Raw genomic sequence first — 23,499 nt, 5'->3', positions numbered from 1 at the left:
GTCACGGGCGCGCCTCGTCCCACATGGCGCGCAGCCGGTCGGCGCTGTACTTGAGGAAAGCCGGGTCGGGGGTGAAGACTTCCAGCGTGATGGTGCCGTCATAGCCGGCACGCTTCAGGGTGGCGAGATGCCTGGCTACGTCGATGGTCCCCGCGCCGAGCGGGAGGTGGAGGTCGGCGTCCCCCCCCTTGTTGTCGTGCAGGTGGACGTGCAGCAGGCGGGAGCCGAAACGCTCGATGATCTCGTCGGCGCTGCTCGTTTTCAGCATCAGTTCGGTATGGCCGATGTCCAGGTGCAGCCCCAGTTCCGGCAGCGGGTCGAGCAGTTCCGCCAGTTGCGCCGCGGTGTTGAAGTTGCGCGGCAGGTTCTCGACCATGACCCGCACCCCGGTCCCCTGCGCCGCCGCCATCACGTCGGCCAGGCTCTTCAGGTTCTGCCCGATGACGAAGTCCCGGTCGTGCATCGGCGCATGGGCGTCCGGGTGTATGTTCATGACGCAGGCCCCCAGCTGGGAGAACACCCGGACCGAGTGCGTCAGCGCCTCGACCGCCGCACGCCGCACATCCTCGAAGGGGTGGGCGATGGGGAGATAGTAGGCGGTATGCCCTACGATCCCCATGCCGGTCTCGGTGAGTGCGCGGGCCACCTCCTGCACGTCGCACTGCCACCATCCCGCCTCGGGGGGCTCCAGGGTCAAGTCGATGAAGTCCAGCCCCATCTCGGCAAAGCGGCGGATTTCCTGGGCGGGATTCTGGCGCGGGTGGTTCATGGCTCCGATCTTCATGGCAGTCCTCCCGGAAAAAGGTGCTCACCCTTCATCAGGGCCACCCGGTCGCGGTCTATCTCCGGTGCGTCGGACCAGGGGGGTACCAGCCCCAGGGGGGCCCAGATCGACTCGGGGAACCTGCAGACGTGGCCGGGGCAGAGCCAGCGCAGCACCCCCACCACGCCCCCCAGGAGCAGCCGGTCCTCGTCCAGATCGGCCAGCAGACGGTCCCACTCCATTTCGGCACCGCGGGCGTAGAGCAGGCTGATGATGTCCGGCCAGTCGGCGCGGTCGTTCCTGAGGATGTACAGCTTGGACCAGATCAGTTCTTCCACGGGGAGCAGACGGAAGGAGCTCCCCCGGACCTTCAGCTCCCACCCCCGGGTCACCCACGTCTCGTCCACGGAGGTCCTTCCGTTCAGCATCTTCCAGAGGAAATCGAGGATGTAGCCGTCACGGAAACTGCGATAGCTCCAGGTGGGGTCATAGGGGACGGCGGTGTACTCGGTGAAGCGGAGCTCCCGGCTGATGGCCATCACCTCCGCGCTGTGCTGCTCCATGATGTAGATGTCCATGTCCTTGGTGTTGCGGACACAGTCCGAGTAGGCGGAAACAGCGAGCCCGCCGCCGACGGCGAAGGGGATGCCGCGCCTGGTGGTCTCCGCGATGAACTCGGCATAGACCGCCCATTGTGCCGGCGGCACCAGGGCTGTCATGATTTCGGAAGCCTTTTCCGGACCCGCTGGTGCTCGCACCCTCCCCCCCCGGCTACATTGGCGCGTTATAATCGACCAGGGATTTATACCATCCTTCGCGCGTTAATGCACCTCCCGTCGTTGCGTTACCGGCCTCCCCTCACTCGGCTTTGGCAAGGCAACTCCGCAACACCTCCCGCAGGGCCGACAGTTTGTACGGTTTCTGAATGAAGCCGGCCACTCCCTTACCCGCAAATTTCCGGGTGACTTCGTACTCGCTGAAGCCGCTGGACATGATCACCCGCGCTTGCGGATCGATGCGGCGCAGCTCCCGGAAACACTGCTCCCCGTCCATCTGCGGCATGGTGAGGTCGAGAACGACCACCGCCAGATCCTGCCTGGCCGCGTAGATCTGCACCGCCTCGCAGCCGTCCGCCGCGGTCAGCACCTCGAATCCCAGTTCGCGCAGCATGTCGGCGCCGATGCGGCGCACCGTCTCTTCGTCGTCCACCAGCAGTGCCGTGCCGCTGCCGTGCCAGGCCTCCCCCTGCTCCCTGCGGGACTCCTGGTCGTCGGCCTCTTCGATGGGCAGTCCGCTCGCCGGCAGCAGCACCTTGAAATTGCTCCCCCGTCCCGGCTCGCTGTAGACCTTGATGGCGCCCTGGTGGCCGCGGATGATCCCCAGCACCGCCGCCATGCCCAGGCCGCGGCCGGTGAACTTGGTGGTGAAAAAGGGATCGAAGATGCGCGCGATGGTCTCGCCGTCCATACCGCAGCCGGTGTCCGAGACCTCCAGGAAGACGTAGAGCCCCTCCGGCGCGGGGTCGGTGAGCCAGGTGTCGAGCAGGTACTCCCTGCTGCACTCCATGGTCCCGGTGCGAACCGAGATCTCCCCGGTGGCGTCGCCGATCGCCTCGGAGGCGTTGATGACCAGGTTCATGACGATCTGGCGTACCTGGGTGGCGTCCACCTCCACCAGCGGCAGCGGCCGGCACAGGTCGTAGTGCAGGGTGACCTTTTTGGAGATGGAGACCTCCAGCATGTGCCCCATCTCTTCCACCAGGCGGTTCAGATCGGTCGGCTCGACGACGAAGGTCCCCTTGCCGGAGTAGGCGAGCATCTGCCGGGCCAGGTCCGCCGCCCTGAGCGCCGCCTGCTCGATCCTTTTCACGTTCTCCAGGGCGGCCGCCTCGCGGGGGATGCGCATCAGGGCCAGCTCGGCGTTGCCGATGATGGCGGTGAGGATGTTGTTGAAATCGTGGGCGATGCCGCCGGCAAGTACTCCCAGGCTCTCCAGTTTCTGGGCATGCAGCAGCTGCTGCTCCATCTTTTGCCGCTCCGCCTCCGCCTGCTTGGCGCCGGTGATGTCCTCCACCACCTCGATGAAGCCGGAAGGAATCCCGGCGAGGCCGACCAACGGCACCGCGTGGATGCGCACCGAGATGCGGCTTCCGTCGGCTCGGATCCCTTCCGTCTCGACGACGGCGACAGTACCGGTCTCCATGGCGATGACGCCGGGACAGTGAGGACACCTCTCCTCCCGCCCCTCGAACTCCCGATAGCAGTGGCGCCCCTGGTACCATTCCGGCGGACGCCCCAGCAACTCGGCCTGGGAGCGGTTGATGGTCCTGATCCGGTTTTCGTTGTCGATGAGCGATATCCCCAGCGGGACGTTTTCCACCAGGGTCTTGTACAGGTTCTCGCTGGCGAGCTGCCTCGACTCCGCCCTGCGGCGACCGATGATGGCGTTGGCCAGCAGCACTGAGATGGTCGCGAACAAAAGCAGCAAGCCCAGTATCATCCAGAAGGCCTGCTTGTTGATGGAGTAGGCGTTCTGGGGCCGGTTGATCACCGTGCTCCCTTTGGGGAGGGTTTTAGTGCTGATGGAGAACCGCTCCAACTGCTGGTAGTCGAAGATCAGCTTGTTGGCCTGGTGGGTCTGCACCGCGATCGCCCCCGGCCTTTCCCCGTTGAGCACCCGCAACGCCAGTTCGGCCCCCAGTTCTCCCTGGGCCCTGTTGCTGACCAGTTCGCCGCCGACGATCCCCTTGCCGATAAAGAAGGACCAGAAGGAATAGATCGGCCCCGATGTCGCTGCCCGGATGCGCTTGATGCTGTCATCGGGAAGCAGTGCGAAGCCGCTTTTGTCTTTCACAAAGCTGTAGATGAAGACCAGGCGGCCGGGAGGCAGCGCCCGCAGCTTGACCGTCAACTCCTCGATGGGGATGTCGTCCCAGAAAGTGAAACGGGCCCGGGCCTGGTACGCCGGTTCGAGCCCCTTCAGTTCCCTGCGCACGCTCTTGCCGGTCTCGTTTTGGGGACTGCCGACAAAGACGATCTCCTGCGCCGCTGGATGGAATAAGAGCGCGATGTCGATGGTCTTGCCGAAGGAAGGGTGTTCGGTGACGCCGGTGATGTTGCTGTCGCCGGCAATCATGTCGGGGGTGAAGTCGTTGATGCCGCAGAAAACCACGGGGAGGCCGGCGAATAAATCGCGCCGGTGCCGCTCAACGAAAGTGAGGGCATCGTTGTCGACGGCCAGTACCAGGTCAAAGCGCTTTCCGGCTAGCTTGTGGGCGAAAACGGCGTCGAGAACGTCGGTGAGGTAAACGGGGTCGGAGTACTGCTTGGCATCGAGGTATTCGAACTGCAGTTGGACCTGGTCCGAGTATTTTTTGAATACCGCCAGCATCCCCTCGGTCTCTTCGGCGGTGACCCTGAAGTGCGGGTCGTACGAATGCAGTACCAGGACTTTTTTGGCAACCGAGGCATCGGCTGGGAGTGACAGGAACAAATGGGATAACAGGCAAAGGCACAAGGTGAGGCACGACAGGATACGTTTCGCCATTATGTGCTCCGGTGCCAGAAGGAGAAAAGGAAGGCTTTCTTATATTTAGACACTGTAATACTACCAGATATGACAGACGGTCACGGATGCGGAAAATCGTAATTCCTTGTGCCAGACTACCTAGTGTCTGCCGGCTCTGCCCGTCTGGGTGTAGGCTGCCCCCCGGGAGCCTCGCCGTTTTCCTTCCCATACGGTCGCAGCCTCAGATACTCCTTGCGCGCTTTTTTTGCCTGCCGCATCACGCCCGCTGAGCGCAGCGTGAAGACCGTGTCCATGGGCACGCCCCCGCTTGCCAGCACCTTGGCCGTCCAGGTGTTGCAGGTATGGGTGATGAGGTAGTCCCCCTCCGCCTTGAAGAAACGGTACTCACCGTGGGCGCCACCCTTCAACGGGTAGGGGCGCTGCGCCGGGTCGAGCTTGAAACTGGCGCGCAGGCTGTCCTTCAGGTGCTTCAGCCCCGTTTCTGACAACTTGAGCTCCACCAGGTCGGTGCCGCGGAACTCTTCAGCCGGGGTAGCCGGCATGGAGAAGACGTGCATGACGCTGGGATTTCTCCAGAACACCGCCTTCAGAAAGATCGGCACGGTCACCTTGTCCGCCTGGTAGAAATCGGCCTCTCCCCAGCCGAATTCGTAGTACCGCCCCGGGCGCAGGAACTCCTTGACGAAGCCCAACTCCTCGCCGAGCTCTTCCACCGGCAGCGCGATCCCCGCGTGCCAACCGTGGGCTATGACATAGATCGATCGCTCCTCCGCTTTGGTTGCCGGCAGGTACTTCCATTTGTCCCCGGCCGCGCAACCGCTCAGCGGCAACACCAGCAGCACCAGCCATATTATCGCCCCCCATCGACACGCTGGCTTCATCATGTGAACCTCCCTGATGCCGAGAGGTTCATCTTACCAAGGTGTTTCAAAGCGTCAACAGGGCCGGTTGCCATTGTCATTCTTCCCGCACCAGGGGCGTCACTATGAGGACGTGTTACTAAAATATATTTGACATTCAACCCTTTGAATGTATATTGGGCCACCTGGAGAACAGACAGAGGCGGCCCTGAATCACCCTCTTGTTGTGGAACAGATATGCCGACAATATGCCGAAAAGAGAGAACGTCTCCTTGATCGCAACGGCTGTGAGACATAACGCCAAGCCCTATGTGCGGCGATTGATAGCAGCAGCCCTGTCAGTGATCTACCTGCTCATCGCCTGTGGCCCGCTCGCGACTGCCGTCGTGCACGCCAATAAAGCGGTGTTTGCCTTTGCCCGTGAGTGTTCAGGCGACTGTTCCATCTGCGGATGCTCCCCCGAGAGCAGAGCGGCGCACACCTGCTGCTGCAGTCAAAAGCGGCAGCAACAGGCGCAAGAAGAAGCCACCCCGGACTGCTGCAAAAAAAAGCCGGTCAGCAAAAGAACATTCATAGCTTCCTGTGGCTGCCCCTGCGGTGATGTCGATGCGGTCGCCCTGTCGGACCTTTCCTGCTATGACGTCCTCCCCTATTACTTCACCGGTCATTCGGCCATTTTCCAGGCGGAACTCCGCCTTACGAACCACCCCGCACATCTTTACTCACGATTTACCGACCCGCCCGAGCCCCCTCCGCGACAAGCATAAGCCCGCTTACGCCTGAAACCTCGACAATGCCACCAAGTCTGCCCCAGCCTCTCTGCCGAAAATGCGGACAGCTGCGCCACGGGCACCGGTGCGCCATTCTCTACACGCGCCCGAGATAAGATCCTGGATGTACCGGCTCGCTCCGCGACTCCTCCGGGACCCGGTCCAGATGCCGGCGTCAGAGTCATAATTCCGCAGGAGGCCCCTGATGAGAATCTTGATTTTAGTGGCGGCGTGCCTCGCCTTTTTTACCGGATGCGAGAGTAACGTCGACACCAAAATAGGAGCACGTGCGCCAGCCATTGCCGGCGTCGACATCAATGCCGAGCCGGTGAATCTCCACCGGCTCAAGGGCAAGGTCGTTGTCGTCTATTTCTGGACGAATTCCTGCTGCGGCGAGAACGTGAAGCAACTGGAGCCCCTTTACCGACGGTACTCCCACGACAAGTTCGCCATGGTCGCTATCGGCGAGCTCTGTTCAAAAGAAGACGTTGCCGCGTACGCCAGGAAAAACGCCATCACCTTCACAATGCTGGCAGACGAAGGAGCCGGCATGTTGAAGCAGTACCAGGTACTCGGCTTCCCGACAGTTTTCATCCTGGACGGGAACGGGATCATCAGGGAGAAAGTTCTGGGAGCAATCCAGGCAGATACGCTGCAAAAACTCATCGACCGGCAGTTCAACATGCCAAATGCTGTCCCCGCCGGTCCTGAAAAGGACGATCCGCGGTGATGCGGATACTGCTTACCGGCCTTGCGGCCGGCAACTTCAATCAACCTGCGAACTACATGGAGGATAGTCATGAAAACGCTGTGTTTCGTTTTAATCCTGGTGCTGAATTTCATCGCTGCAGCTTTTGCGGCGGGGGGCGACATAGAGAGGCATCCGTCCTGTACCTACTGTGGCATGGATAGGGGCAAATTCGCCCACAGCAGGGTACTGATCGAATACGACGACGGCACCTCGTTCGGCGCTTGCAGCCTCCACTGTGCAGCGCTGGACCTGGCTAACAAGATCGACAAGGCACCAAAGACGATAACAGTCGGGGACTATCAGACCAAGGCACTGATCGATGCGGAAAAAGCGGTGTGGGTCCTTGGCGGGAAGAAAGCGGGTGTCATGACCGGTAACGCCAAGTGGGCGTTCGCTGGAAAAGGGGCTGCGGAGGGGTTCACCAAGGAAAACGGCGGCGCCATGGCTACCTTCGATGAGGCAATGAAAGCGGCCTACGAAGACATGTACCGCGACACCAAGCAAATCCGCGAAAGGCGCAAGATGAGAAGGTCGCAGATGCCTAAAGGTGGGCAATGATGGCCGGCCAACTTCGGTCAGGGCTGGCTTTGCTTATCGCCCTCATCATTGTCGGAGCTGCGCTTGCTTCAGCCGGCAGTCTTCAGCCCCACACAGTCGGCCCCAAAGACAAATGCCCCGTCTGCGGCATGTTCGTTGCCAAATTTCCCGGCTTCGCCGCAGAGATCCGGTTTGGAGACGGGAGCTCCGTCCATTTCGATGGAGCCAAGGACATGTTCAAGTACTATCTCTACCTGTCCCGCTACGCACCCGGCCGTAAAACGGCCGACATCGGAGCAGTCTTTGTCACCGACTACTATGACCTCACCAAGGTCAACGGCCTCTCTGCCTATTACGTCATGGGCAGCGATGTCTACGGCCCCATGGGACGAGAGTTGATTCCCTTCGGCAGTGAGTCCAAGGCGCGTGACTTCCGCAACGACCACCGGGGAACGAGGATAATCCGCCTCCGCGACGTCACACCGACGCTGCTGAACCAGCTCGACTGATGGCACCGCGACGCTCCACCATGTTCCTGGGAACGCTTGCCGCCCTGTTGCTGGGACTGGCTGGGATGCTCCTGCACGCCCGGGCCGAGGAACAGGTAGCACGGCAAGCGCTTGCCCGCAATGCGGCCCGGGTGAGGCAACTCCGGCTCACCGATCTCTGTCTTTGCACCGAAGCCAGCTACACCCGTCATCCGACCCTGACGGATTTCGCAACGCCCTTCCAGGACGCGCCCATGTCATGGGAGCATTTCCCTACCGGCGCGGTGATCCAACCTCCTCCCCACCTGGTGACACGACATGGCACACATGATTGAACGACACCGGCATATCATCGATTTCACCCTGGCCACGCTCTTGCGCCGTAAAGGGAAAAACGGGGGACTACTGCTGGTTTACACCCTGATCATCTTCGTCCTCGCCTCGGTTTTGTTCTTCACCGAGGCGATCAGGCGCGAGGCGATGCTGGTGCTTCAGGAGTCTCCCGAGATAATCGTTCAGCGCACCCAGGCCGGGCGCTACCAGACCGTTCCCATGTCCTGGTGCGCGGGAATCGGCAGCATCAACGGAGTAGGTTCGGCGCAGCCACGTTTATGGGGCTACCACTACGACCGAACGCGGCTTGCCAACTACACCTTCATGGTGCCGGCACAGGACCCTCCGGGGGCCGGCCACGTCGACCTCGGCGGTGCAGTGGCCCGCATGCTGGGCGCCGCGACCGGGGACACCGTAGCCTTTCAGGGACACGATGGCGCGCCCCGGGCCTTCACGGTCAGGAAGGTCCTGGAACAGGAGTCGCAACTGTTGACGGCAGATTTGGTACTGATTTCGGAACAGGATTACCGCCTTTTCTCGGGGGTCCCTGCAGACCAGGCCACCGACCTCGTCCTGCAGGTGCGCAACCCTCGGGAGTACGCGACCATCGTGGAGAAGATCACGAGGATGCATCACGACGCCCGTCCGATCCTGCGCAGCGAGATCCTGCGGACCTATGATGCCGTCTTTAGCTGGCGTTCCGGCCTGATGCTCGTCATCTTCAGCGCCGCGACACTGGCGTTTCTGATCTTTGCCTGGGACAAGGCGACCGGGCTTTCGGCCGAAGAACGCGCAGAGATCGGCATCCTGAAGGCGGTGGGCTGGGACACGTCCGATATCCTCCTGCTGAAATTCTGGGAGGGGACCGCCATCTCGCTTACCGCCTTCCTGGCTGGCACCATCCTCGCTTACCTGCACGTCTTCCACACCTCTGCGTCCCTTTTTGCACCGGTCCTCAAGGGATGGTCCACCCTGTACCCTTCCTTCCGCCTGCCCCCCTTGCTCGATTTTCAGCAGGTGGTCACGCTGTTCATCCTAACCGTCGTTCCCTACACCATCACTACCATCGTCCCCTCCTGGAGGGCGGCAACCATCGATCCCGACGCGGTCATGCGCTAAGGAGGCCCGTGTGATTTCGATACACAACATCAGCAAGGTCTTCAACGCCGGACGCCCCAATGAGGTCACCGCTGTAGGCGGTGTTTCGCTTGATGTGCGCATGGAGCAGACCACCATCCTCAAGGGACCAAGCGGCTCCGGGAAAACTACCCTGCTCGGACTGATCGGATGCATGGCCCGACCAAGTGCAGGCCGGATATTCCTCAAGCAGCGGGAGATCACCAGCCTGCCGGAGCGCTTCCTGACCGACATCCGCCGAACCACCTTCGGCTTCATCTTCCAGCAGTGCAACCTTATCAAGGGAATTACGGCCCTGGAAAACGTCATGCTCCCGGCCTATCCCACCGGAGAGAAATTTTCCACGCTGCGGGGCAGGGCACAGGCAACATTGGCCATGCTCGGCGTCGAAAAACGTGCGGAGGCAAAGATCGAATGGCTATCGGGCGGGGAAGCCCAGCGGGTGGCGGTTGCCCGCGCCCTCATCAACAATCCGGCGGTCATCATCGCCGATGAACCGACCGCGCACTTGGACACCAAGCTGTCGCTTGAGTTCATCGGCATCATGAGGGAACTCAAGTCCCGGGGGACCACTATCATCATTGCCAGCCACGATCCCATCATCTGCGAATCATGGCTTGCCGAGCAGGTGGTGGAATTGCGCGACGGCCGTATCGTTGCCGGGGCAACGATGTCATGATTCTCCACCCGGGCATCCTGGCGCTACTCGTCTCCTCGCTGCTGATGGGGCTGATAACCCTCTATGCGTGCGGATACGGCATCCTCATCCTGCGCCGATGGGACATCACCAGCGGCAGCGAGTTGCAGCTTGCCTTGGAACGCCGCACCTACCTGATCTCGACCGTGGTCCGCTACCTCCTGGCCTTCCAGTTGGTATCCCTGTTCCTCTATTTGCGCGTGGCGGACAGCATCTATCACCTGTTCACGGGGGCCATGTGCGCGGCCGGCACCCTGTCCGCCCATTGGTTGGGCTACCCCACCCTCCTGTTGAAACTGACGACATTCTTCCTGGCGGGAATCTGGCTGATCCTTAACCACGCTGACGAGCAGGGGTACGACTACCCGCTGATCAGGCCCAAGTACTTCCTGCTGTTGCTGATGGCACCACTGACCACAGCCGAAACAGTGGCCCAAGCGGTTTTTTTCACGGTACTGCGACCCGATGTCATCACTTCGTGCTGCGGCAGCCTCTTCAACAACAATGCGTCCGGCATTGGCCCCGGGATGGCCTCGCCCCCTCCGCTTCCGATGCTGGCGCTGTTCTATACCAGTAGCATCGTCACCGTTATGACGGGTCTTCGGTTTTATCGGAGAAAAAAGGGGGCATATCTCTTTGCGGGCTTGAGCGCACTCCACTTTGCAATTACCCTTGTTGCTGTCGTCTCAGTCATCTCTCTCTACATCTACGAACTGCCAGCGCACCACTGCCCGTTCTGCCTGCTGCAAGGGGAATATGACTATGCCGGCTATCCGCTTTATCTTGTCATCCTGGCAGCAGCGGTCTCCGGTGTTGGCGTAGGCGTTTTACATCCCTTCCGTCACCGGGGCAGCCTGGGTGAGACCCTGCCCGCCCTGCAAAATAAACTTGCGGCAACTGCGCTGGCTGCGCTGCTCATATTCAGCGGTGCAGCGACCTGCAAGATCCTTTACTCCAGCCTAAGTCTGCGAGGTTGAAAGAGAGTGCAACCGCTATGATCACGATATTAGTCCTCACCTCGCAGCCGTTGCCGGCTCCGGGGCATCCGTAAAACCTTAACAATGGAGGCAGGTCATGCAGAGAGTACAAAGAGCGGCAGTTCTTGTGGCACTGGTCATGGCGGTTGGCTCGACAGCGGCTCTGGCTGCACCGCGTGGGTGCGGCGGTGCCGGGTGCGGTAGTGCGGGCTGGGGTATGAAAGGTGAGTACCAGAGGATGTATAATCCCGCAACAGTCGAGTCGTTGCGCGGCGAGGTCCAGTCGATCGGCCGGATGACACCGCGCAAAGGGATGGGAGCAGGAATACATCTGCAACTCAAAACAGAGCAAGAAACTGTATCGGTTCACCTGGGACCGGCCTGGTATCTAGACCGGCAGGATACCAGGATCGAGAAGGGTGACGTGCTGGAGATAAAGGGGTCCAAGATTACCATGTCAGGAAAGCCCGTCATCATAGCCCAGGAGGTTAAGAAAGGAGACGCCGTCCTGAGACTGCGCGATGACAATGGCGTCCCTGTCTGGGCTGGATGGCGGAGGTAGCCCGTTTGTCATGGTGTGTTTTCCGATTTTAGGATGACGTTTTCTGATTTTGCCATCGCGTTTTCTGATTTCCGAAGACGTTTCATGATTTCTTCATGGTGTTTTCACATTTCAGGAGTGCGTTTTGCGATTTTGTGATCGTACTTTGCGATTTTGTGATCTTACTTTGCGATTTTGTAATCGTACTTTGCGATTTTATGGACGCACTTTGCGAAAGTACGGTCGCACTTTGCCAAAGTATGGTCGGACTTTCGCCGAGGGGAGGTTTTACTGGGGCGACAACACCGCTGAAAGTCTTGCCGCGGACGCGGGATGTGTTGAAGTGTGGAGAATGAAACGGCTGCCGGGAACTTCCGGCAGCCATGTTGTGGCGGTCCAAGGGCCCATCTGGGCCAACTTCGCGGGAGTAGGATATGCGAAATTAGATGGAAAGGAGCCGGTGGAAGAAGGAACGGTAACGGCGCAGGGCCAGACGAAGGTCTTCGGTGGAGACGTCGCCGCCGCGATCCCACTGGGCCTCGAGCTTGGCGCGCTCATCGGCGAAGGTCTCGGCCAGACGCTTCATCGCCTCGGCTACCAGGTTGTCCGCCTGTTCCACGCAACGCCGGGGCTCGTCCACAAATCCCACCTGTATCTCGTCCCAGCGACGGCGCAGATTGTTGGCTTCGTTGATGGACAGCAGGGGCGCCTGTTCTTCGCCCGAGACATCCTGCCCCCCTGTGATCTGAACATTGGCCGAGCCGCCTGCATCCGTGCGCCCGGCCAAATCCGCGGTAGTAAGCCCCTCGCGTGCTCTTTCTTCTTTTTTAATGTCGTCCATTTTTTAACCTCCGTTGTCTATACCTCTTTGCGCAACACCACACTCGGTGTCTCTTGTTCGCCGACCAGATCGGTGAACAGGGTGCGGTAGTGTATCATCGCCTGGCGTAAGTCTTCCGTGGTGGCTTGTCCCTTCGCGTGGCGCAGCGCGATCTCGTGGCCGGCCCGGTAATGCTCGACGACCCGCGGATGCTCGACCGAGATATCTGCCGCACGCTGTTCGAAGTCGCCGACGGGATAGCCGCGCTTCACCATGACATCCCCCAGCAGTTGATCCGCCTCAGTGACTGCCCCCTTCGGGTCATCGACGAAGCGGGTCTGCACCCGTGCCCAGGACTCCTTGAACCGCGCGGCGTCCTCCGGGCTGAGTTCCCGGATATTCAGCCTCTCAACCCGCTTTTCCCGCTGCTTCAGATCAGCCTCTGCACGGGCGCGACTCCCGGTTTCCCGGAGTGTGCGGTCGTACTCCGAGCCGAACCGACCGCGCAGGCCAGCAGTCTGCCGCCTTTGAAAGAGGGCAAAGACTGCAATTGCCAGGACAATTACGATGACGCCTAACCCGATAATGATGAGCGTGTTCCCGTCCATACCGGCCTCCAAATATTGGCGTATTTTAATCAATCACGGAGTTATACCATCCTTTCACCGTTGTTCAATGTTCACCCTTCACATTCACCCACGCTTGACTTACGAAAAACTTGCGAGTATTCTCGCTTCCCTGATCGAGTGACCATCTTCCCTCCCCCCTGCCCCTCTCCCAGAGGGAGAGGGGCAGGGGGGAATGGGCGTGATGGAATGGAGGTGGGAATGACACCTAAACAGAAGAGGGTGTTGGATTTCATTCTGGATTTCGTGGACCGCCACGGGTATCAGCCGTCACAGCAGGAAATCGCTGCCGGATGCGGGTTCGATTCGCTGGGAACGGTGCAGCATTACTTGCGCGCGCTGGAACGGCATGGACAGTTGGCGCGACAGGGTAATGCGAAGAGGGGGCTGCAACTAGCAAATCCCCCCTGCCCCCCCTTCGCAAAGGGGGGGACGTTTGCGGCCCATTCACCTGCTAAAGGAGGAACTGTTCTCGCCCCGACCCTCGCAGAGAAAGGAACGCTTACGGGCACCAGCCTCGCAGATAGGGAGACGCTTTCGGCACCAAGGCTGGCAAATTCAGGGGCATTTCGACAGGGGGGGAATGTAGCGTTCCTGGAACTGCCGTTGGTCGGGATCGTGGCGGCGGGACGGCCGGTGGAGGCGTTCCAATTGGCGGACGCCATCGAGGTCCCTTCCGCCATGGCGGGACCGGGCAACGTGGTTTACGAGGTGCGCGGTGATTCGATGGTGGAGATGGGGATCATGGACGGCGATTATGTGGCGGTACACCCGCAGTCGGTCGCGGAGAACGGTCAGACCGTGATCGCGGAGGTCAACGGTTCGATCACCATCAAGAAGTATTTGCGCAAGGGGAACACGATCCAACTGCTGCCGGCCAACTCGGCGATGAGCCCCATCACGGTGACGCAAGAGGACGAGTTTCATATCAGGGGAGTGCTGGTGGGCTCCATGAGGTTTTATCGCAAGTGGACCGGGAAATCCTCCACATAACTATCCCCGCTTTTCCTATCGCGCTGGCACGGGTGATCCATTCGCAGTTGCGCGGGCGACCGGTGGCGGTGGCTCCGCTCAACTCGGAGCGTGCGCTGCTGCAGTCGGTTTCGTCGGAGGCTGCCGCCGAGGGGGTGCACGTGGGGACGCCGATCTATCACGCCCGCAGGTCCTGCCCGTCGCTCATCGTGATCGCGCCGGATCCGCACCTGATGGCCAAGGGAAGCCAGGCGCTCATGGATCTCTCGGCAGAGTTCACGCCCATGGTGGAGCCGGGAGCGGGAAGGGTTTTCCTCGATGTCACCGCATCGAGAAGGCTCTTTGGCCCGGCACGCGACGTTGCGGCACGGCTGGAGAAGTCGATAGCGGGCGAACTCGGATTGGAAGCCATGGCCGGTGCGGGGGGAAACAAGCTGGTATCGCGGGTCGCGGCGGACACCATGCGGGAGCCGGGGGTGTATGACGTCTTCCACGGCGCGGAGCGTCCTTTCCTGGCTCCCTTCCCGGTCTCGGTGCTGCCGGGAGTGGGAGAGTCGCGGCAGACGCTGCTGTTCCGGGATCTCAACCTGAAACTGGTAGAGGAGGTCGCGTCGCTCTCGGTGCCGCAGTTGCGCCTGGCCGTGGGCCCTTTCGCGCCGCTGTTGCACGACCGGGCCTGCGGCATCGACCGTTCTCCGGTGCAGCCGCCGCGCATGTCGACCGAGATCGTGGAGGAAGGGCTTTTGGAGCAGGAGGAGAATGACGACGCCATTTTGCTCTCGGAGCTGTTGCGGCTGGTGGAGGGATGCGGGTTGAGGCTGCGGCGCCTGCGCAAGGGGGCGCGCAAGCTCACGCTGTCGGTGATGTACGCGGACGGGGTCAGCCAGCAGGGGAAGAAGGTGTTGCCGGTGCCGACATCGCTGGACCTGCCGCTGCTGGCGGCCGTGGAGGATCTCTTCTTCGCCACTTGCAAGAGGCGTCAGCGGGTCAAGGGGTTGCGGCTTAGCTGCGACCAGGTGGCGGAGGATGCGGGGCAGATGGATCTCTTTGCGGCCGCGCCGGCCGAGGTGTCCCGCAAGGAGAGCGACCTGCAGGAGACGCTGGACCTCTTGCGGGAAAAGCACGGCAGGAATGCGGTGCGCTGGGGGAAAGGGCTCGCGGCACGCCGGGAGGTTACCCTCGCCAGTGAAGCGCCAGCGGAATGGGACCCGGAGCAGAATAAGTATATGACAGTGACCAAAAGCTAAGGCATTTAACAGGGATAAAGGGGATAAAAGGGATAACGGCAGTAAAGCTAAAAGCTGTTACGCAAAGGACGGCAAGTATCCGCGAAGAACACGGAGACAATCTTTTTTGGGAACGGCTAAAACGAAATCTTTTAACTGATCTTGTGGTTCGGGTCCCCCCGTCTGCCTGATTCTCTTCGTGTTCTTTGCGGACACTTCGAGTTCTTCGCGTAACCGCTTTTCTGGTGGTTTTGTCATCCTTTTTATCCCTTTTATCCCTGTTAATCGGGTTTCCTGATGTTCATCCATCTCCATGTACATTCTTCCCTCTCCCCCAACTGGGGAGTGCTCTCGCCGGAGGCGCTCTGCGCGGAGGCGGCGCGGTTCGGGTTCGACACGCTCGCCCTCACCGACCGAAACGGGCTCTACGGGGTGCCACGATTCCTCGACGCGGCGCGTGACGCCGGCATCTCCCCCATCATCGGCACTGAGGCGGTGACGGAGCAAAACCGCGCGGTGCTGCTGGCGGCGGACCAGGAGGGGTACGCCAACATCTCGCGCCTGCTCTCGGACCTGCACTGCGACACGTCGTTCGACCTCTGCCACGCCCTCACCCGCTACCGGCACGGGGTGATCGTAGTGAGCGACGACCGGCGCCTGCTTGCTGCGCTGAAGCGGGTCTCGGCGGAGAGGCTCTTCGTGGAGCTGTCACCGGGACACGACATGCACCGGGCACTGGCAACATCGCGGGAACTGAAGCTGCCGGCGGTGGCGACGGCGAGGGTTGTCCTTCGTGCGTCGGGTTCCGCGCAAGATTCCCGTGCTGCCGGCGCCCTCACCCCAACCCTCTCCCGGGGGGAGAGGGGGCAGGGGACTGGCTCCGCAGGTGCCTGTCCCCCTCGCTCCAATGCCGCCGACACCGACGTCATCGCCCAAGAGGCAAAGGGGACAGGCACCTGGCGGAGCCAGTCCCCTTCAGGGGTTAGTGGCAACGTGGGGGCAAAGGGGACAGGCACCTGGCGGAGCCAGTCCCCTTTGCGGGGGGACGCCGGCGACTTCCACTTGCACCGGGTGCTGCGGGCCATCGACCTCAACACGAAACTGTCACGATTGACGCCGGAACTGACCGCTTGCGAGTCGGACGCGCTCTACGCTCCGGCACAGATGGCGGAGTTCTTCCCGCACTGCCCGGAGGCCCTGGAAAACTCGCTACGCGTCGCTGCCATGTGCCGCAGGGATTGGGACTTTTCCCGCACCATCTTCCCGGCCTTCCGCGGACTGGGCAACGACGACGCCTTCACGACGCTCAACAACCGCGCACGCGAAGGGGCACTCTGGCGCTACGGCTGCATCGCCCCCAACGTGGAGGCGCGCCTGCAAAAGGAACTGGCCATCATCCGCGACAAGGGGTTCGCGCACTACTTCCTGGTGGTGGAGGAGATCACCAGGCAGTCGCAACGCACCTGCGGCCGGGGGAGTGCCGCGGCGTCGCTGGTCGCCTACTGCCTCGGCATCACCCACGTCGACCCCATCCGCCACAACCTTTTTTTCGAACGCTTCCTCAACGAGGGGCGCAGCGACCCGCCCGATATCGACGTGGACTTCCCGTGGGACGAACGGGACGCCATCCTCGACTTCGCCTTCGCCCGCTACGGCGCCACGCGCGCGGCGATGGTGGCAAACCAGGTGGGCTTCAAGGGGAGGTCGGCCCTGCGCGAGGTGGCCAAGGTCTACGGCCTGCCGGACTTCGAGATCAAGGAGATGACCGATCGTATCTCGGGCTTCTGGCGCGCGGAACAAAGTGCGGCGGCGATGGCGGGGCACCCGCTGTTCCAGGGGGAGGCGCTGTCGCCGGACTGGCAGGAGATCGTCGCCACGGCGCGCCACCTGAACGGCCAGTTGCGCCACCTCTCGCTGCATTGCGGCGGGCTGGTCATCGTCCCGGACGAGATCCGCCGCTACGTCCCGGTGGAGATTTCGCACAAGGGGCTGCCGCTGATCCAGTGGGAGAAGGACCAGGCCGAGGATGCGGGGCTGGTCAAGATCGACATCCTGGGCAACCGTTCGCTGGCGGTGATCCGGGACGCAATGGCGGCGGTGAAGGAGCAGCAGGGAATCGAGATCGACTACGCGAGCTGGCGCCCACTGGAGGACGAGAGGACGCAGAGCCTTATGCGCCGCGGGCTCACCATCGGCTGCTTCTACCTGGAATCCCCCTCGGTGCGCCTGCTGTTACGCAAGATCTGGAGTTCGACGGCGCCGCGCGAAACCTTCGATATCGACCTGTTCGAGGTGCTGGTGCAGGCATCGTCCATCATCCGGCCGGCGGCAAACAGCTTCATCCAGGAGTACGTGGCCCGTATGCAGGGGAAGAAATGGGCGCACCTGCACCCGCTGCTGGAACCTGTCCTGGGGGAGACGCTGGGGATCGCCATCTACCAGGAGCAGATCACCCAGATCGCCATGGAACTGGCCGGGTTCTCGGCGAGCGAAGGGGACCAGCTCAGGAAGGTGATCACCAAGAAGCACCGGGGCAAGCGGCTGGAGGACTTCCACGCCAAGTTCATCGCGGGGGGGAAGGAGCGGGGCGTCTCCGGGCCGGTGCTGGATGCGATCTGGGAACAGATTCTCTCCTTCGCCGGGTACTCCTTCTGCAAGCCCCATTCGGCGAGCTACGCCCTGTTGAGCGCCAAGGCGGCCTACATGAAGGCAAACCACCCGGCGCAGTTCATCGCCGCGGTCATCTCCAACCAGGGGGGCTACTACTCGCCGTTCGCCTACATCTCGGAGGGGCGCAGGCTCGGGCTCACCATCCTGCCGCCGGACGTCAACGGGAGCGACTACCACTACACCGGCGCGGACAAGACGCTGCGCATCGGGCTGATGCAGATCGACGGGCTGACCCGTGAGGGGGCGCAGCGACTCCTCAAGGAGCGCCGCGAGCATGGGGCCTTCACGTCGTTCCAAGACTTCCTGCGCCGGGCCGGCGTGCAGCGCTGCGATGCGGAGCGGCTGGTAAAGGCGGGGTGTTTCGACGCACTGGAAGGGGAACCAAGGCGACCGGCACTGTTGTGGGAGCTGCTCCATTTCCAGCAGCAGGCGACGGCCCTGCTTTTCGAGCAGAAAACCGAACTCCCCTCGCCGCCCCCGTACGACGCGGAAACGGTGTTGAGGCAGGAGGTGGAGGCGCTGGGCTTTCTCGCCTCGCGGCATCCGCTCGCCCTGTACAAGGCACAGTGGCAGCGGCACCGGCCCATCAAGGCATCGGAGCTGATCAAGCACTCGGGGCAGTGGGTGACCATGGTGGGGTGGTGGATCACCACCAAGGCGGTGGAGGACAAGCACGGCCGCCCGATGGAATTCGTCTCCTTCGAGGACGTGACGGCGATCTTCGACGCCACCTTTTTCCCGGACGTCTATGCGCGCTTTTGCCGCAAGCTCTCGCAGCGCCGCCCCTACCTTTTGAAGGGTGTGGTCGAGGAGGAGTTCGGCGTGGCGACGCTCAGGGTGAAATGGGTCGGTTTTCTGGACGGTTGAAGGGTCGGTCTCCCTGCGCCTGCGCGCCGGAGGCCAGTTCGGGCACCCCTGCCGCGGCGGCGCCGGTCAAGAGCGGGAGGTATACGTTGAGGGTGGTCCCCACGCCGGGGGTGCTGTCGATCTCGACGTAGCCTTCGTGCTGCTTGACGATGCCGTAGACGATTGCCAGCCCCAGTCCGCTCCCCTTGCCCACTTCCTTGGTGGTGAAGAACGGTTCCAGCACGTGGGCCTTGGTCGCCTCGTCGATGCCGGTGCCGGTGTCGGTCACGGAGATGACGGCGTAGCTGCCCGGTCTGCCATACCCCCGCTGGTCGATCCACTCCTCGTTCATCTCCATGAGGCTGGTGCAGATGGTGAGGGTCCCGCCATCGGGCATGGCGTCGCGGGCGTTGTTGACCAGGTTGCTGATCACTTGGTCGATCTGGCCCGAGTCCGCCACGACAGCCAGTTTCTCCGGCCAAAGCTCCATGTGCAGTGTGATCTTCGACGTCACCAGCCGGCTCAGGAGCTTGCGCAGGTTGTCGACCACCTGGTTCAGGTTGACCGGCTCGGGATGGTTGACCTGTTTCCTGCTGAAGGCAAGCAGCCCCTGGGTCAGCGAGGCCGCCCGGTCCGCCGCGCTCAGCACCTGTTCCAGGTACTCCTGGGCCGGGTCGTCCCTTTTCAGCTTCATCTGCGCCAGAGCGACGAAGCCCATCATGCCCGTGAGCAGGTTGTTGAAGTCGTGCGCGATGCCCCCCGCCAGGACGCCCACCGATTCCATCTTCTGTGATTGACGGATCTGCTCGGACATGCGCCGCTCACGCTCCAGGTGGATGGCGTTGCGCAGGCTCATGCCGATGACCGGGGCGATACCGGTCAACAGGCTCAGGTCGCTCTGCATCAGCGGGCGCTGCGATTTCTTGTTGTCCACCGCCAGGATCCCCAGCACCTCGCCGTCGCAGGCGATGGGGCAGCAGATGAAGGAGCGCGCTTCCAGTTCCAGGGAGAAGGCGATGCTCCGCGGCGTGTGCAGGTTCGCCACGTCGGCGAAATCGCTCACGAACCGGCTCCGGTTCTGCCGGAAGCAGGTGACGAAGACGCCGTGGGCGCCGGGGTCGGTGAGGTCGAAGGAGGCTTCCAGGAGCACATCCCGCTGCGCGTCGGTATAACCGTAGCCGGTGCGGAAGGTCAGGCGCGATTTCCTCGCGTCGGCCAGCATGATGACGCAGCGGTCGTAACCCAGCCGCTTCTCGATCACCTTGGTGACGTTTTTGAGCACCTCGTCGATCCCGCTTTGCTTGCTGAGCGCCTGCCCGACCTCGTTGACCATGCGGGCGTTGTTGTAGTTGACACCCATCTGCGCGACTATCTGCTCGGTCGATTCCTTCACCTGGTCCAGGGCGGTGACGATCTCCCGCGTCTCCATCCGTTGCGCCAGGTAGGAACTCCCCAGGGTGATAAAGGCGAGTGCGGTGAGGAACGCCACCGGGTGCCCCACCTGTCCGAAGTGCAGCAACAACGCATAGACCACGAGGGAGAGAGGTACCAGCCGGTTCCTGAGGCTGCGCACCCGGGCGTACCAGGTCTTCTTCCAGGAGATGATGTAGCGGCAGCATTCGCCCCCCTGGAAAATGCATTCCTCGTGCAGGGTCTCCGGGGGATGGTAGTTGAACAGCATCACCACCGCCTCGAACATGCCGATACGGTTTTCGCACTGGTAGGGCTGTTCCTCCACCCCCGCGTGCGGCACGAAGGTGATCTCCACCTTGTTGTCGGCCAGTTTCGCCGCGCTGTAAGTCCCGGACCTGCTGAAGTTCCTGGCACACTTGCCGATGGCGAGCAGGGTGTTGACCGGGCCGATCAGCCCCAGCGTGTACTTCATCATCATGCCGTGGGCGGCTGCCGACGCCGCGTAGTGCCCCCCTTCCCTGGAGATGTCCGCCCCCACCATCTGGGTCATCCGGGCGTGGAAGCGGTCCACCTGGCGCTGGGTGAGCCAGTGCCCCTCGTCGTTCACTTCATAGGGGGTTATTTCCGCGTAGCGCAGCAGTTCCGGCACGTCTACGTGCGGATACTTCTTCTGCAGAAGGCTCACGAAGATGCTGATGATCTTGCTGTTGTAGAGTGGCTGTCCTTCGATCGTCACGGTAACTCCGGCTGCGTGCACGGCACAGGCGGGCCTTCATTTTCATAGGCCATTGTGCACCTATCGGATAAATCTGCGGATGCTTTAGGGAAAGGGGAGGCAAAACGGAAGGAGGGGACTGGCTCCGCCGGGTGCCTGTCCCCTTACTGCGTGATGAAGGGGGCTTAGCTGAAAGAAGCGTTCCGCTAGAGGGACAGGCACCTGACGGCCAGTCCCGTCTGCCGTGCACCACATCAAAAAGGCCCGGCTCCCTCTCGGGGCCGGGCCTTTTGGTTTCGTCTGTGGGGCCGGTACTAGTCGACCGACTTCCTCAGGAAGGTCGGGATGTCGTACTGGTCCTCGTCGTCCATCAGGAAGCTGCGCTGCTGCCTGGAGGCTTCACGCTCCTGCTTGGCGCGGATGTAGGTCGGGATCTCGCGGTTCACCTCGGGCTGCGGCTTGACCAGGGTGCTCACGTTCTTGATCTCGTGACGCCCCTTCTCGAGGTCGAAACGGTCGCCGAAGCCGGTGGCGATGGCGGTGACCTTGATGGTCTCGCCGAGGGTCTCGTCGATGACGAGACCGACGATGATGTTGGCGTCCTCGTGGACCTTCTCGTGGATCACCTTGCTGGCCGCATCGAACTCGTCCATGGTCATGGAGGAGGAGCCGGAGATGTTGACCAGGACGCCCTTGGCGCCGGAGATGTCGATGTCTTCGAGGAGCGGGCTGGAGATGGCTTTCAGCGCCGCATCGACGGCACGGTTCTCACCGTTGCCCAGACCGATGCCCATCATGGCCATGCCGCGCTCGCTCATGATCGATTTGACGTCGGCGAAGTCGACGTTGATCAGACCGGACTGGGTGATCAGGTCGGAGATGCCCTGCACCGCCTGGCGCAGTACGTCGTCGGAAGGCTTGAAGGCGTCCAGGATGGACATGGACTTGCCGGCCAGGCCCAGGAGCCTGTCGTTGGGGATCACGATCAGGGAGTCGACGTGCTTCTTGAGTTCCTTGATGCCGTCCTCACCCTTGGCGAGGCGCTGACGCCCTTCGCGGGTGAACGGCTTGGTGACCACGCCCACGGTGAGCGCGCCCTGCTCGCGGGCGATTTCGGCGATGATCGGGGCGGCGCCGGTGCCGGTGCCGCCGCCCATGCCGGCGGCTACGAAGATCATGTCGGCGCCCTTCAGCGCTTCGGTGACCTTGTCTTTGTCTTCCAGGGCTGCGTCGCGGCCGACGTTGGGGTTCGCGCCTGCGCCGAGACCCTTGGTGAGCTGGGTTCCGATCTGTATCTTGACCGGCGCCTTGGACATCCTCAGCGCCTGTGCATCAGTATTGGCAACGATGAAATCGACCCCTGCGATGCCCACAGTCATCATGGTGTTGACTGCGTTCCCGCCGGAACCACCAACGCCTATCACCTTTATTTTCGCAGTCTGGTCGATGCTTTCATCGAAATGGAACATTGAACTACCCCCCTTATTATTGCGCCCCCCGGCGGCGGAAAAATATTAGTCGGCTTTATACTACGTTTGCCCTGATAATGGAAGCCCTAAAACACTATATCTTGTGTTTTTTTAGAAGAACTCGCCAAACCAATCCTTCATCCTGCGGCTCACCCGACGGAAGACAGTCTCGTCACTTTGCTGGGTCGGGAACTCGTGTACGCCGACGTTCTTGGAGCCGTACACCACCAGGCCGACGCCGGTTGCGTAAACGGGGGAATTCACGACATCGGTGAGGCCGCCGATCCTCTGCGGCAAGCCGCGGCGTACCGGGAGGTTGAAGATCTGCTCGGCCAGTTCGGGCATCCCTTCCAGGATGGTGGAGCCGCCGGTGATGACCACGCCCGAGGCGATCATGTCCTCGAGGCCGCTCTTCACGATCTCGCGGTTCACCAGGGTGAAGATCTCCTCGACGCGCGGCTCGAGGATCTCGCACAGCAACTGACGGGAGAGGATGCGCGGCTTGCGGCCGCCCACGCTGGGGACCTCGATGGTCTCGTCCTTGCCGACCAGTGAGGAGAGGCAGCAGCCGTACTTCTGCTTGATGCGCTCGGCTTCGGCCATGGGGGTCCTGAGGCCGACGGCGATGTCGTTGGTCAGGTGGTTGCCGCCCAGGGAGAGCACGGAGGTGTGCTTGATGGCGCCGTCCACGAAGATGGCGATGTCGGTGGTGCCGCCGCCGATGTCGACGAGGGCCACGCCCAGTTCCTTCTCGTCGGCGGAGAGCACGGCCTCGGAGGAGGAGAGCTGCTCGAGGACGATGTCGGCGACTTCAAGGCCGGCGCGGTTGCAGGACTTGACGATGTTCTGTGCGCTGGCCACGGCGCCGGTGACGATGTGCACCTTGGCCTCCAGCCTGACGCCGCTCATCCCCAGCGGCTCGCGGATGCCGTCCTGGTCGTCGATGATGAATTCCTGGGGGAGGATGTGGATCACTTCGCGGTCCATCGGGATGGCGATGGCCTTGGCGGCCTCGATCACGCGCTTCACGTCCTCGGGGGACACCTCGCGGTTCTTGATGGCGATGACACCCTGGGAGTTGAAGCCCTTGATGTGCCCCCCCGCGATGCCGGCGTAGACCGACTTGATCTCGCAGCCGGCCATCAGCTCGGCCTCCTCGATCGCCTTCTTGATCGCGGAGACGGTGCTCTCGATGTTGATCACCACACCTTTTCTGAGCCCCTTGGACGGGCTGGTACCGATACCGACGATGTCGATGCCGTCCTCGGTGACGTTGCCGACGATGGCGCAGATCTTGGTTGTGCCTATATCAAGGCCGACGATCAGGTTATCCCTTCTGGTTGCGGACATGCTCCCCCCC

Annotated in this window: 20 protein-coding genes and 1 pseudogene; 11 read left to right on the top strand and 10 right to left on the bottom strand. The window is 61.9% G+C overall.

Annotated features, from left to right (window positions below):
* Position 1 precedes the first annotated feature (1 nt).
* From H7687_RS04010 to H7687_RS03990, 5 genes are all read right to left on the bottom strand, one after another.
* Positions 2 to 784: a sugar phosphate isomerase/epimerase family protein gene (locus H7687_RS04010; RefSeq protein ID WP_183345352.1), complete on the bottom strand. Its 783-nt coding sequence runs from the start codon at positions 782 to 784 to the stop codon at positions 2 to 4.
* On the bottom strand, positions 781 to 1,482 hold the full coding sequence (locus tag H7687_RS04005) for a nucleotidyltransferase (protein WP_246404558.1): 702 nt from the start codon (positions 1,480 to 1,482) through the stop codon (positions 781 to 783). Before H7687_RS04005 ends, H7687_RS04010 begins: the two co-directional genes overlap by 4 nt.
* A 139-nt stretch (positions 1,483 to 1,621) precedes the next feature.
* Positions 1,622 to 4,309, bottom strand: a complete 2,688-nt coding sequence (locus H7687_RS22155) for a hybrid sensor histidine kinase/response regulator (protein WP_183345348.1) — start codon at positions 4,307 to 4,309, stop codon at positions 1,622 to 1,624.
* Positions 4,310 to 4,425: 116 nt separating this feature from the next.
* The gene (locus H7687_RS03995; protein ID WP_183345346.1) at positions 4,426 to 5,175 is read right to left on the bottom strand and encodes a DUF2459 domain-containing protein; all 750 of its coding nucleotides are present in this window, start codon (positions 5,173 to 5,175) and stop codon (positions 4,426 to 4,428) included.
* 404 nt (positions 5,176 to 5,579) lie between these two features.
* The gene (locus tag H7687_RS03990) at positions 5,580 to 5,819 is read right to left on the bottom strand and encodes a hypothetical protein (RefSeq protein WP_183345345.1); all 240 of its coding nucleotides are present in this window, start codon (positions 5,817 to 5,819) and stop codon (positions 5,580 to 5,582) included.
* A gap of 307 nt (positions 5,820 to 6,126) precedes the next feature.
* Between H7687_RS03990 and H7687_RS03985 the strand changes: the two genes are divergently transcribed.
* The 7 genes from H7687_RS03985 (at position 6,127) to H7687_RS03955 (ending at position 11,403) form a co-directional block, all read left to right on the top strand.
* On the top strand, positions 6,127 to 6,651 hold the full coding sequence (locus H7687_RS03985; protein ID WP_183345343.1) for a TlpA family protein disulfide reductase: 525 nt from the start codon (positions 6,127 to 6,129) through the stop codon (positions 6,649 to 6,651).
* A 69-nt stretch (positions 6,652 to 6,720) separates the two neighbouring features.
* Positions 6,721 to 7,230 carry a nitrous oxide reductase accessory protein NosL gene (locus H7687_RS03980; RefSeq protein WP_183345341.1) on the top strand — a complete coding sequence of 170 codons (510 nt, stop codon included), beginning with the start codon at positions 6,721 to 6,723 and terminating at the stop codon, positions 7,228 to 7,230.
* Positions 7,227 to 7,718, top strand: a complete 492-nt coding sequence (locus tag H7687_RS03975; protein WP_308469773.1) for a nitrous oxide reductase accessory protein NosL — start codon at positions 7,227 to 7,229, stop codon at positions 7,716 to 7,718. Before H7687_RS03980 ends, H7687_RS03975 begins: the two co-directional genes overlap by 4 nt.
* 297 nt (positions 7,719 to 8,015) lie before the next feature.
* Entirely contained in the window at positions 8,016 to 9,149 is a 1,134-nt protein-coding gene (locus tag H7687_RS03970; RefSeq protein ID WP_183345337.1) for an ABC transporter permease, read from the top strand.
* Between the two features lie 10 nt (positions 9,150 to 9,159).
* Entirely contained in the window at positions 9,160 to 9,846 is a 687-nt protein-coding gene (locus tag H7687_RS03965; RefSeq protein WP_183345335.1) for an ABC transporter ATP-binding protein, read from the top strand.
* A complete protein-coding gene (locus tag H7687_RS03960) occupies positions 9,843 to 10,841 on the top strand; it encodes a hypothetical protein (RefSeq protein WP_183345333.1) in 999 nt (332 codons plus the stop codon). Before H7687_RS03965 ends, H7687_RS03960 begins: the two co-directional genes overlap by 4 nt.
* Positions 10,842 to 10,938: 97 nt before the next feature.
* Positions 10,939 to 11,403 carry a MamS/MamX family magnetosome protein gene (locus H7687_RS03955; protein WP_183345331.1) on the top strand — a complete coding sequence of 155 codons (465 nt, stop codon included), beginning with the start codon at positions 10,939 to 10,941 and terminating at the stop codon, positions 11,401 to 11,403.
* Positions 11,404 to 11,824: 421 nt separating this feature from the next.
* On the opposite strand, the gene H7687_RS03950 is transcribed toward H7687_RS03955, so the two are convergent.
* Together H7687_RS03950 and H7687_RS03945 are read right to left on the bottom strand one after the other, a co-directional pair.
* Positions 11,825 to 12,223 carry a hypothetical protein gene (locus H7687_RS03950; protein WP_183345329.1) on the bottom strand — a complete coding sequence of 133 codons (399 nt, stop codon included), beginning with the start codon at positions 12,221 to 12,223 and terminating at the stop codon, positions 11,825 to 11,827.
* A gap of 17 nt (positions 12,224 to 12,240) precedes the next feature.
* Positions 12,241 to 12,810, bottom strand: coding sequence for a hypothetical protein (locus H7687_RS03945; protein WP_183345327.1), 570 nt, complete (start codon positions 12,808 to 12,810; stop codon positions 12,241 to 12,243).
* A gap of 207 nt (positions 12,811 to 13,017) precedes the next feature.
* Here H7687_RS03945 and H7687_RS21885 point away from each other — a divergent pair.
* The 4 genes and pseudogenes from H7687_RS21885 to H7687_RS03930 all read left to right on the top strand — a co-directional run.
* Positions 13,018 to 13,155: pseudogene (locus H7687_RS21885) on the top strand (LexA family protein); the annotation flags it as partial.
* Between the two features lie 279 nt (positions 13,156 to 13,434).
* Complete coding sequence (locus H7687_RS21880) at positions 13,435 to 13,821, top strand: LexA family protein (RefSeq protein ID WP_246404635.1); 387 nt, start codon at positions 13,435 to 13,437, stop codon at positions 13,819 to 13,821.
* Entirely contained in the window at positions 13,797 to 15,047 is a 1,251-nt protein-coding gene (locus H7687_RS03935; protein WP_183345322.1) for a DNA polymerase Y family protein, read from the top strand. The genes H7687_RS21880 and H7687_RS03935 overlap by 25 nt, the downstream gene beginning before the upstream one ends.
* A gap of 276 nt (positions 15,048 to 15,323) precedes the next feature.
* Positions 15,324 to 18,563: a DNA polymerase III subunit alpha gene (locus H7687_RS03930; RefSeq protein WP_183345320.1), complete on the top strand. Its 3,240-nt coding sequence runs from the start codon at positions 15,324 to 15,326 to the stop codon at positions 18,561 to 18,563.
* Here the strand turns inward: H7687_RS03930 and H7687_RS03925 are convergent.
* The 3 genes from H7687_RS03925 to ftsA all read right to left on the bottom strand — a co-directional run bounded on the left by H7687_RS03925 (position 18,529) and on the right by ftsA (position 23,489).
* On the bottom strand, positions 18,529 to 20,691 hold the full coding sequence (locus H7687_RS03925; protein ID WP_246404556.1) for a sensor histidine kinase: 2,163 nt from the start codon (positions 20,689 to 20,691) through the stop codon (positions 18,529 to 18,531). The two genes, H7687_RS03930 and H7687_RS03925, sit on opposite strands and share 35 nt — an antisense overlap.
* 293 nt (positions 20,692 to 20,984) lie before the next feature.
* Entirely contained in the window at positions 20,985 to 22,139 is a 1,155-nt protein-coding gene (gene ftsZ / locus H7687_RS03920) for a cell division protein FtsZ (RefSeq protein ID WP_183345318.1), read from the bottom strand.
* Positions 22,140 to 22,250: 111 nt separating this feature from the next.
* Complete coding sequence (ftsA, locus tag H7687_RS03915) at positions 22,251 to 23,489, bottom strand: cell division protein FtsA (protein ID WP_183345316.1); 1,239 nt, start codon at positions 23,487 to 23,489, stop codon at positions 22,251 to 22,253.
* Positions 23,490 to 23,499: the final 10 nt, after the last annotated feature.

The sequence above is a fragment of the Geomonas paludis genome (genome assembly GCF_014193585.1).
GTDB classification, from domain to species: domain Bacteria; phylum Desulfobacterota; class Desulfuromonadia; order Geobacterales; family Geobacteraceae; genus Geomonas; species Geomonas paludis.
Note: the sequence above shows the minus strand (reverse complement) of the source record. Positions and strands in the feature narration are given on the sequence as shown.

Excerpts from the sequence above, each read along its gene's own strand:
- H7687_RS04010 (WP_183345352.1), bottom strand. The coding sequence starts at position 784 with ATGAAGATCGGAGCCATGAACCACCCGCGCCAGAATCCCGCCCAGGAA.
- H7687_RS04005 (WP_246404558.1), bottom strand. The coding sequence starts at position 1,482 with ATGACAGCCCTGGTGCCGCCGGCACAATGGGCGGTCTATGCCGAGTTC.
- H7687_RS22155 (WP_183345348.1), bottom strand. The coding sequence starts at position 4,309 with ATGGCGAAACGTATCCTGTCGTGCCTCACCTTGTGCCTTTGCCTGTTA.
- H7687_RS03995 (WP_183345346.1), bottom strand. The coding sequence starts at position 5,175 with ATGATGAAGCCAGCGTGTCGATGGGGGGCGATAATATGGCTGGTGCTG.
- H7687_RS03990 (WP_183345345.1), bottom strand. The coding sequence starts at position 5,819 with ATGACCGGTGAAGTAATAGGGGAGGACGTCATAGCAGGAAAGGTCCGA.
- H7687_RS03985 (WP_183345343.1), top strand. The coding sequence starts at position 6,127 with ATGAGAATCTTGATTTTAGTGGCGGCGTGCCTCGCCTTTTTTACCGGA.
- H7687_RS03980 (WP_183345341.1), top strand. The coding sequence starts at position 6,721 with ATGAAAACGCTGTGTTTCGTTTTAATCCTGGTGCTGAATTTCATCGCT.
- H7687_RS03975 (WP_308469773.1), top strand. The coding sequence starts at position 7,227 with ATGATGGCCGGCCAACTTCGGTCAGGGCTGGCTTTGCTTATCGCCCTC.
- H7687_RS03970 (WP_183345337.1), top strand. The coding sequence starts at position 8,016 with ATGGCACACATGATTGAACGACACCGGCATATCATCGATTTCACCCTG.
- H7687_RS03960 (WP_183345333.1), top strand. The coding sequence starts at position 9,843 with ATGATTCTCCACCCGGGCATCCTGGCGCTACTCGTCTCCTCGCTGCTG.
- H7687_RS03955 (WP_183345331.1), top strand. The coding sequence starts at position 10,939 with ATGCAGAGAGTACAAAGAGCGGCAGTTCTTGTGGCACTGGTCATGGCG.
- H7687_RS03950 (WP_183345329.1), bottom strand. The coding sequence starts at position 12,223 with ATGGACGACATTAAAAAAGAAGAAAGAGCACGCGAGGGGCTTACTACC.
- H7687_RS03945 (WP_183345327.1), bottom strand. The coding sequence starts at position 12,810 with ATGGACGGGAACACGCTCATCATTATCGGGTTAGGCGTCATCGTAATT.
- H7687_RS03930 (WP_183345320.1), top strand. The coding sequence starts at position 15,324 with ATGTTCATCCATCTCCATGTACATTCTTCCCTCTCCCCCAACTGGGGA.
- ftsZ (WP_183345318.1), bottom strand. The coding sequence starts at position 22,139 with ATGTTCCATTTCGATGAAAGCATCGACCAGACTGCGAAAATAAAGGTG.
- ftsA (WP_183345316.1), bottom strand. The coding sequence starts at position 23,489 with ATGTCCGCAACCAGAAGGGATAACCTGATCGTCGGCCTTGATATAGGC.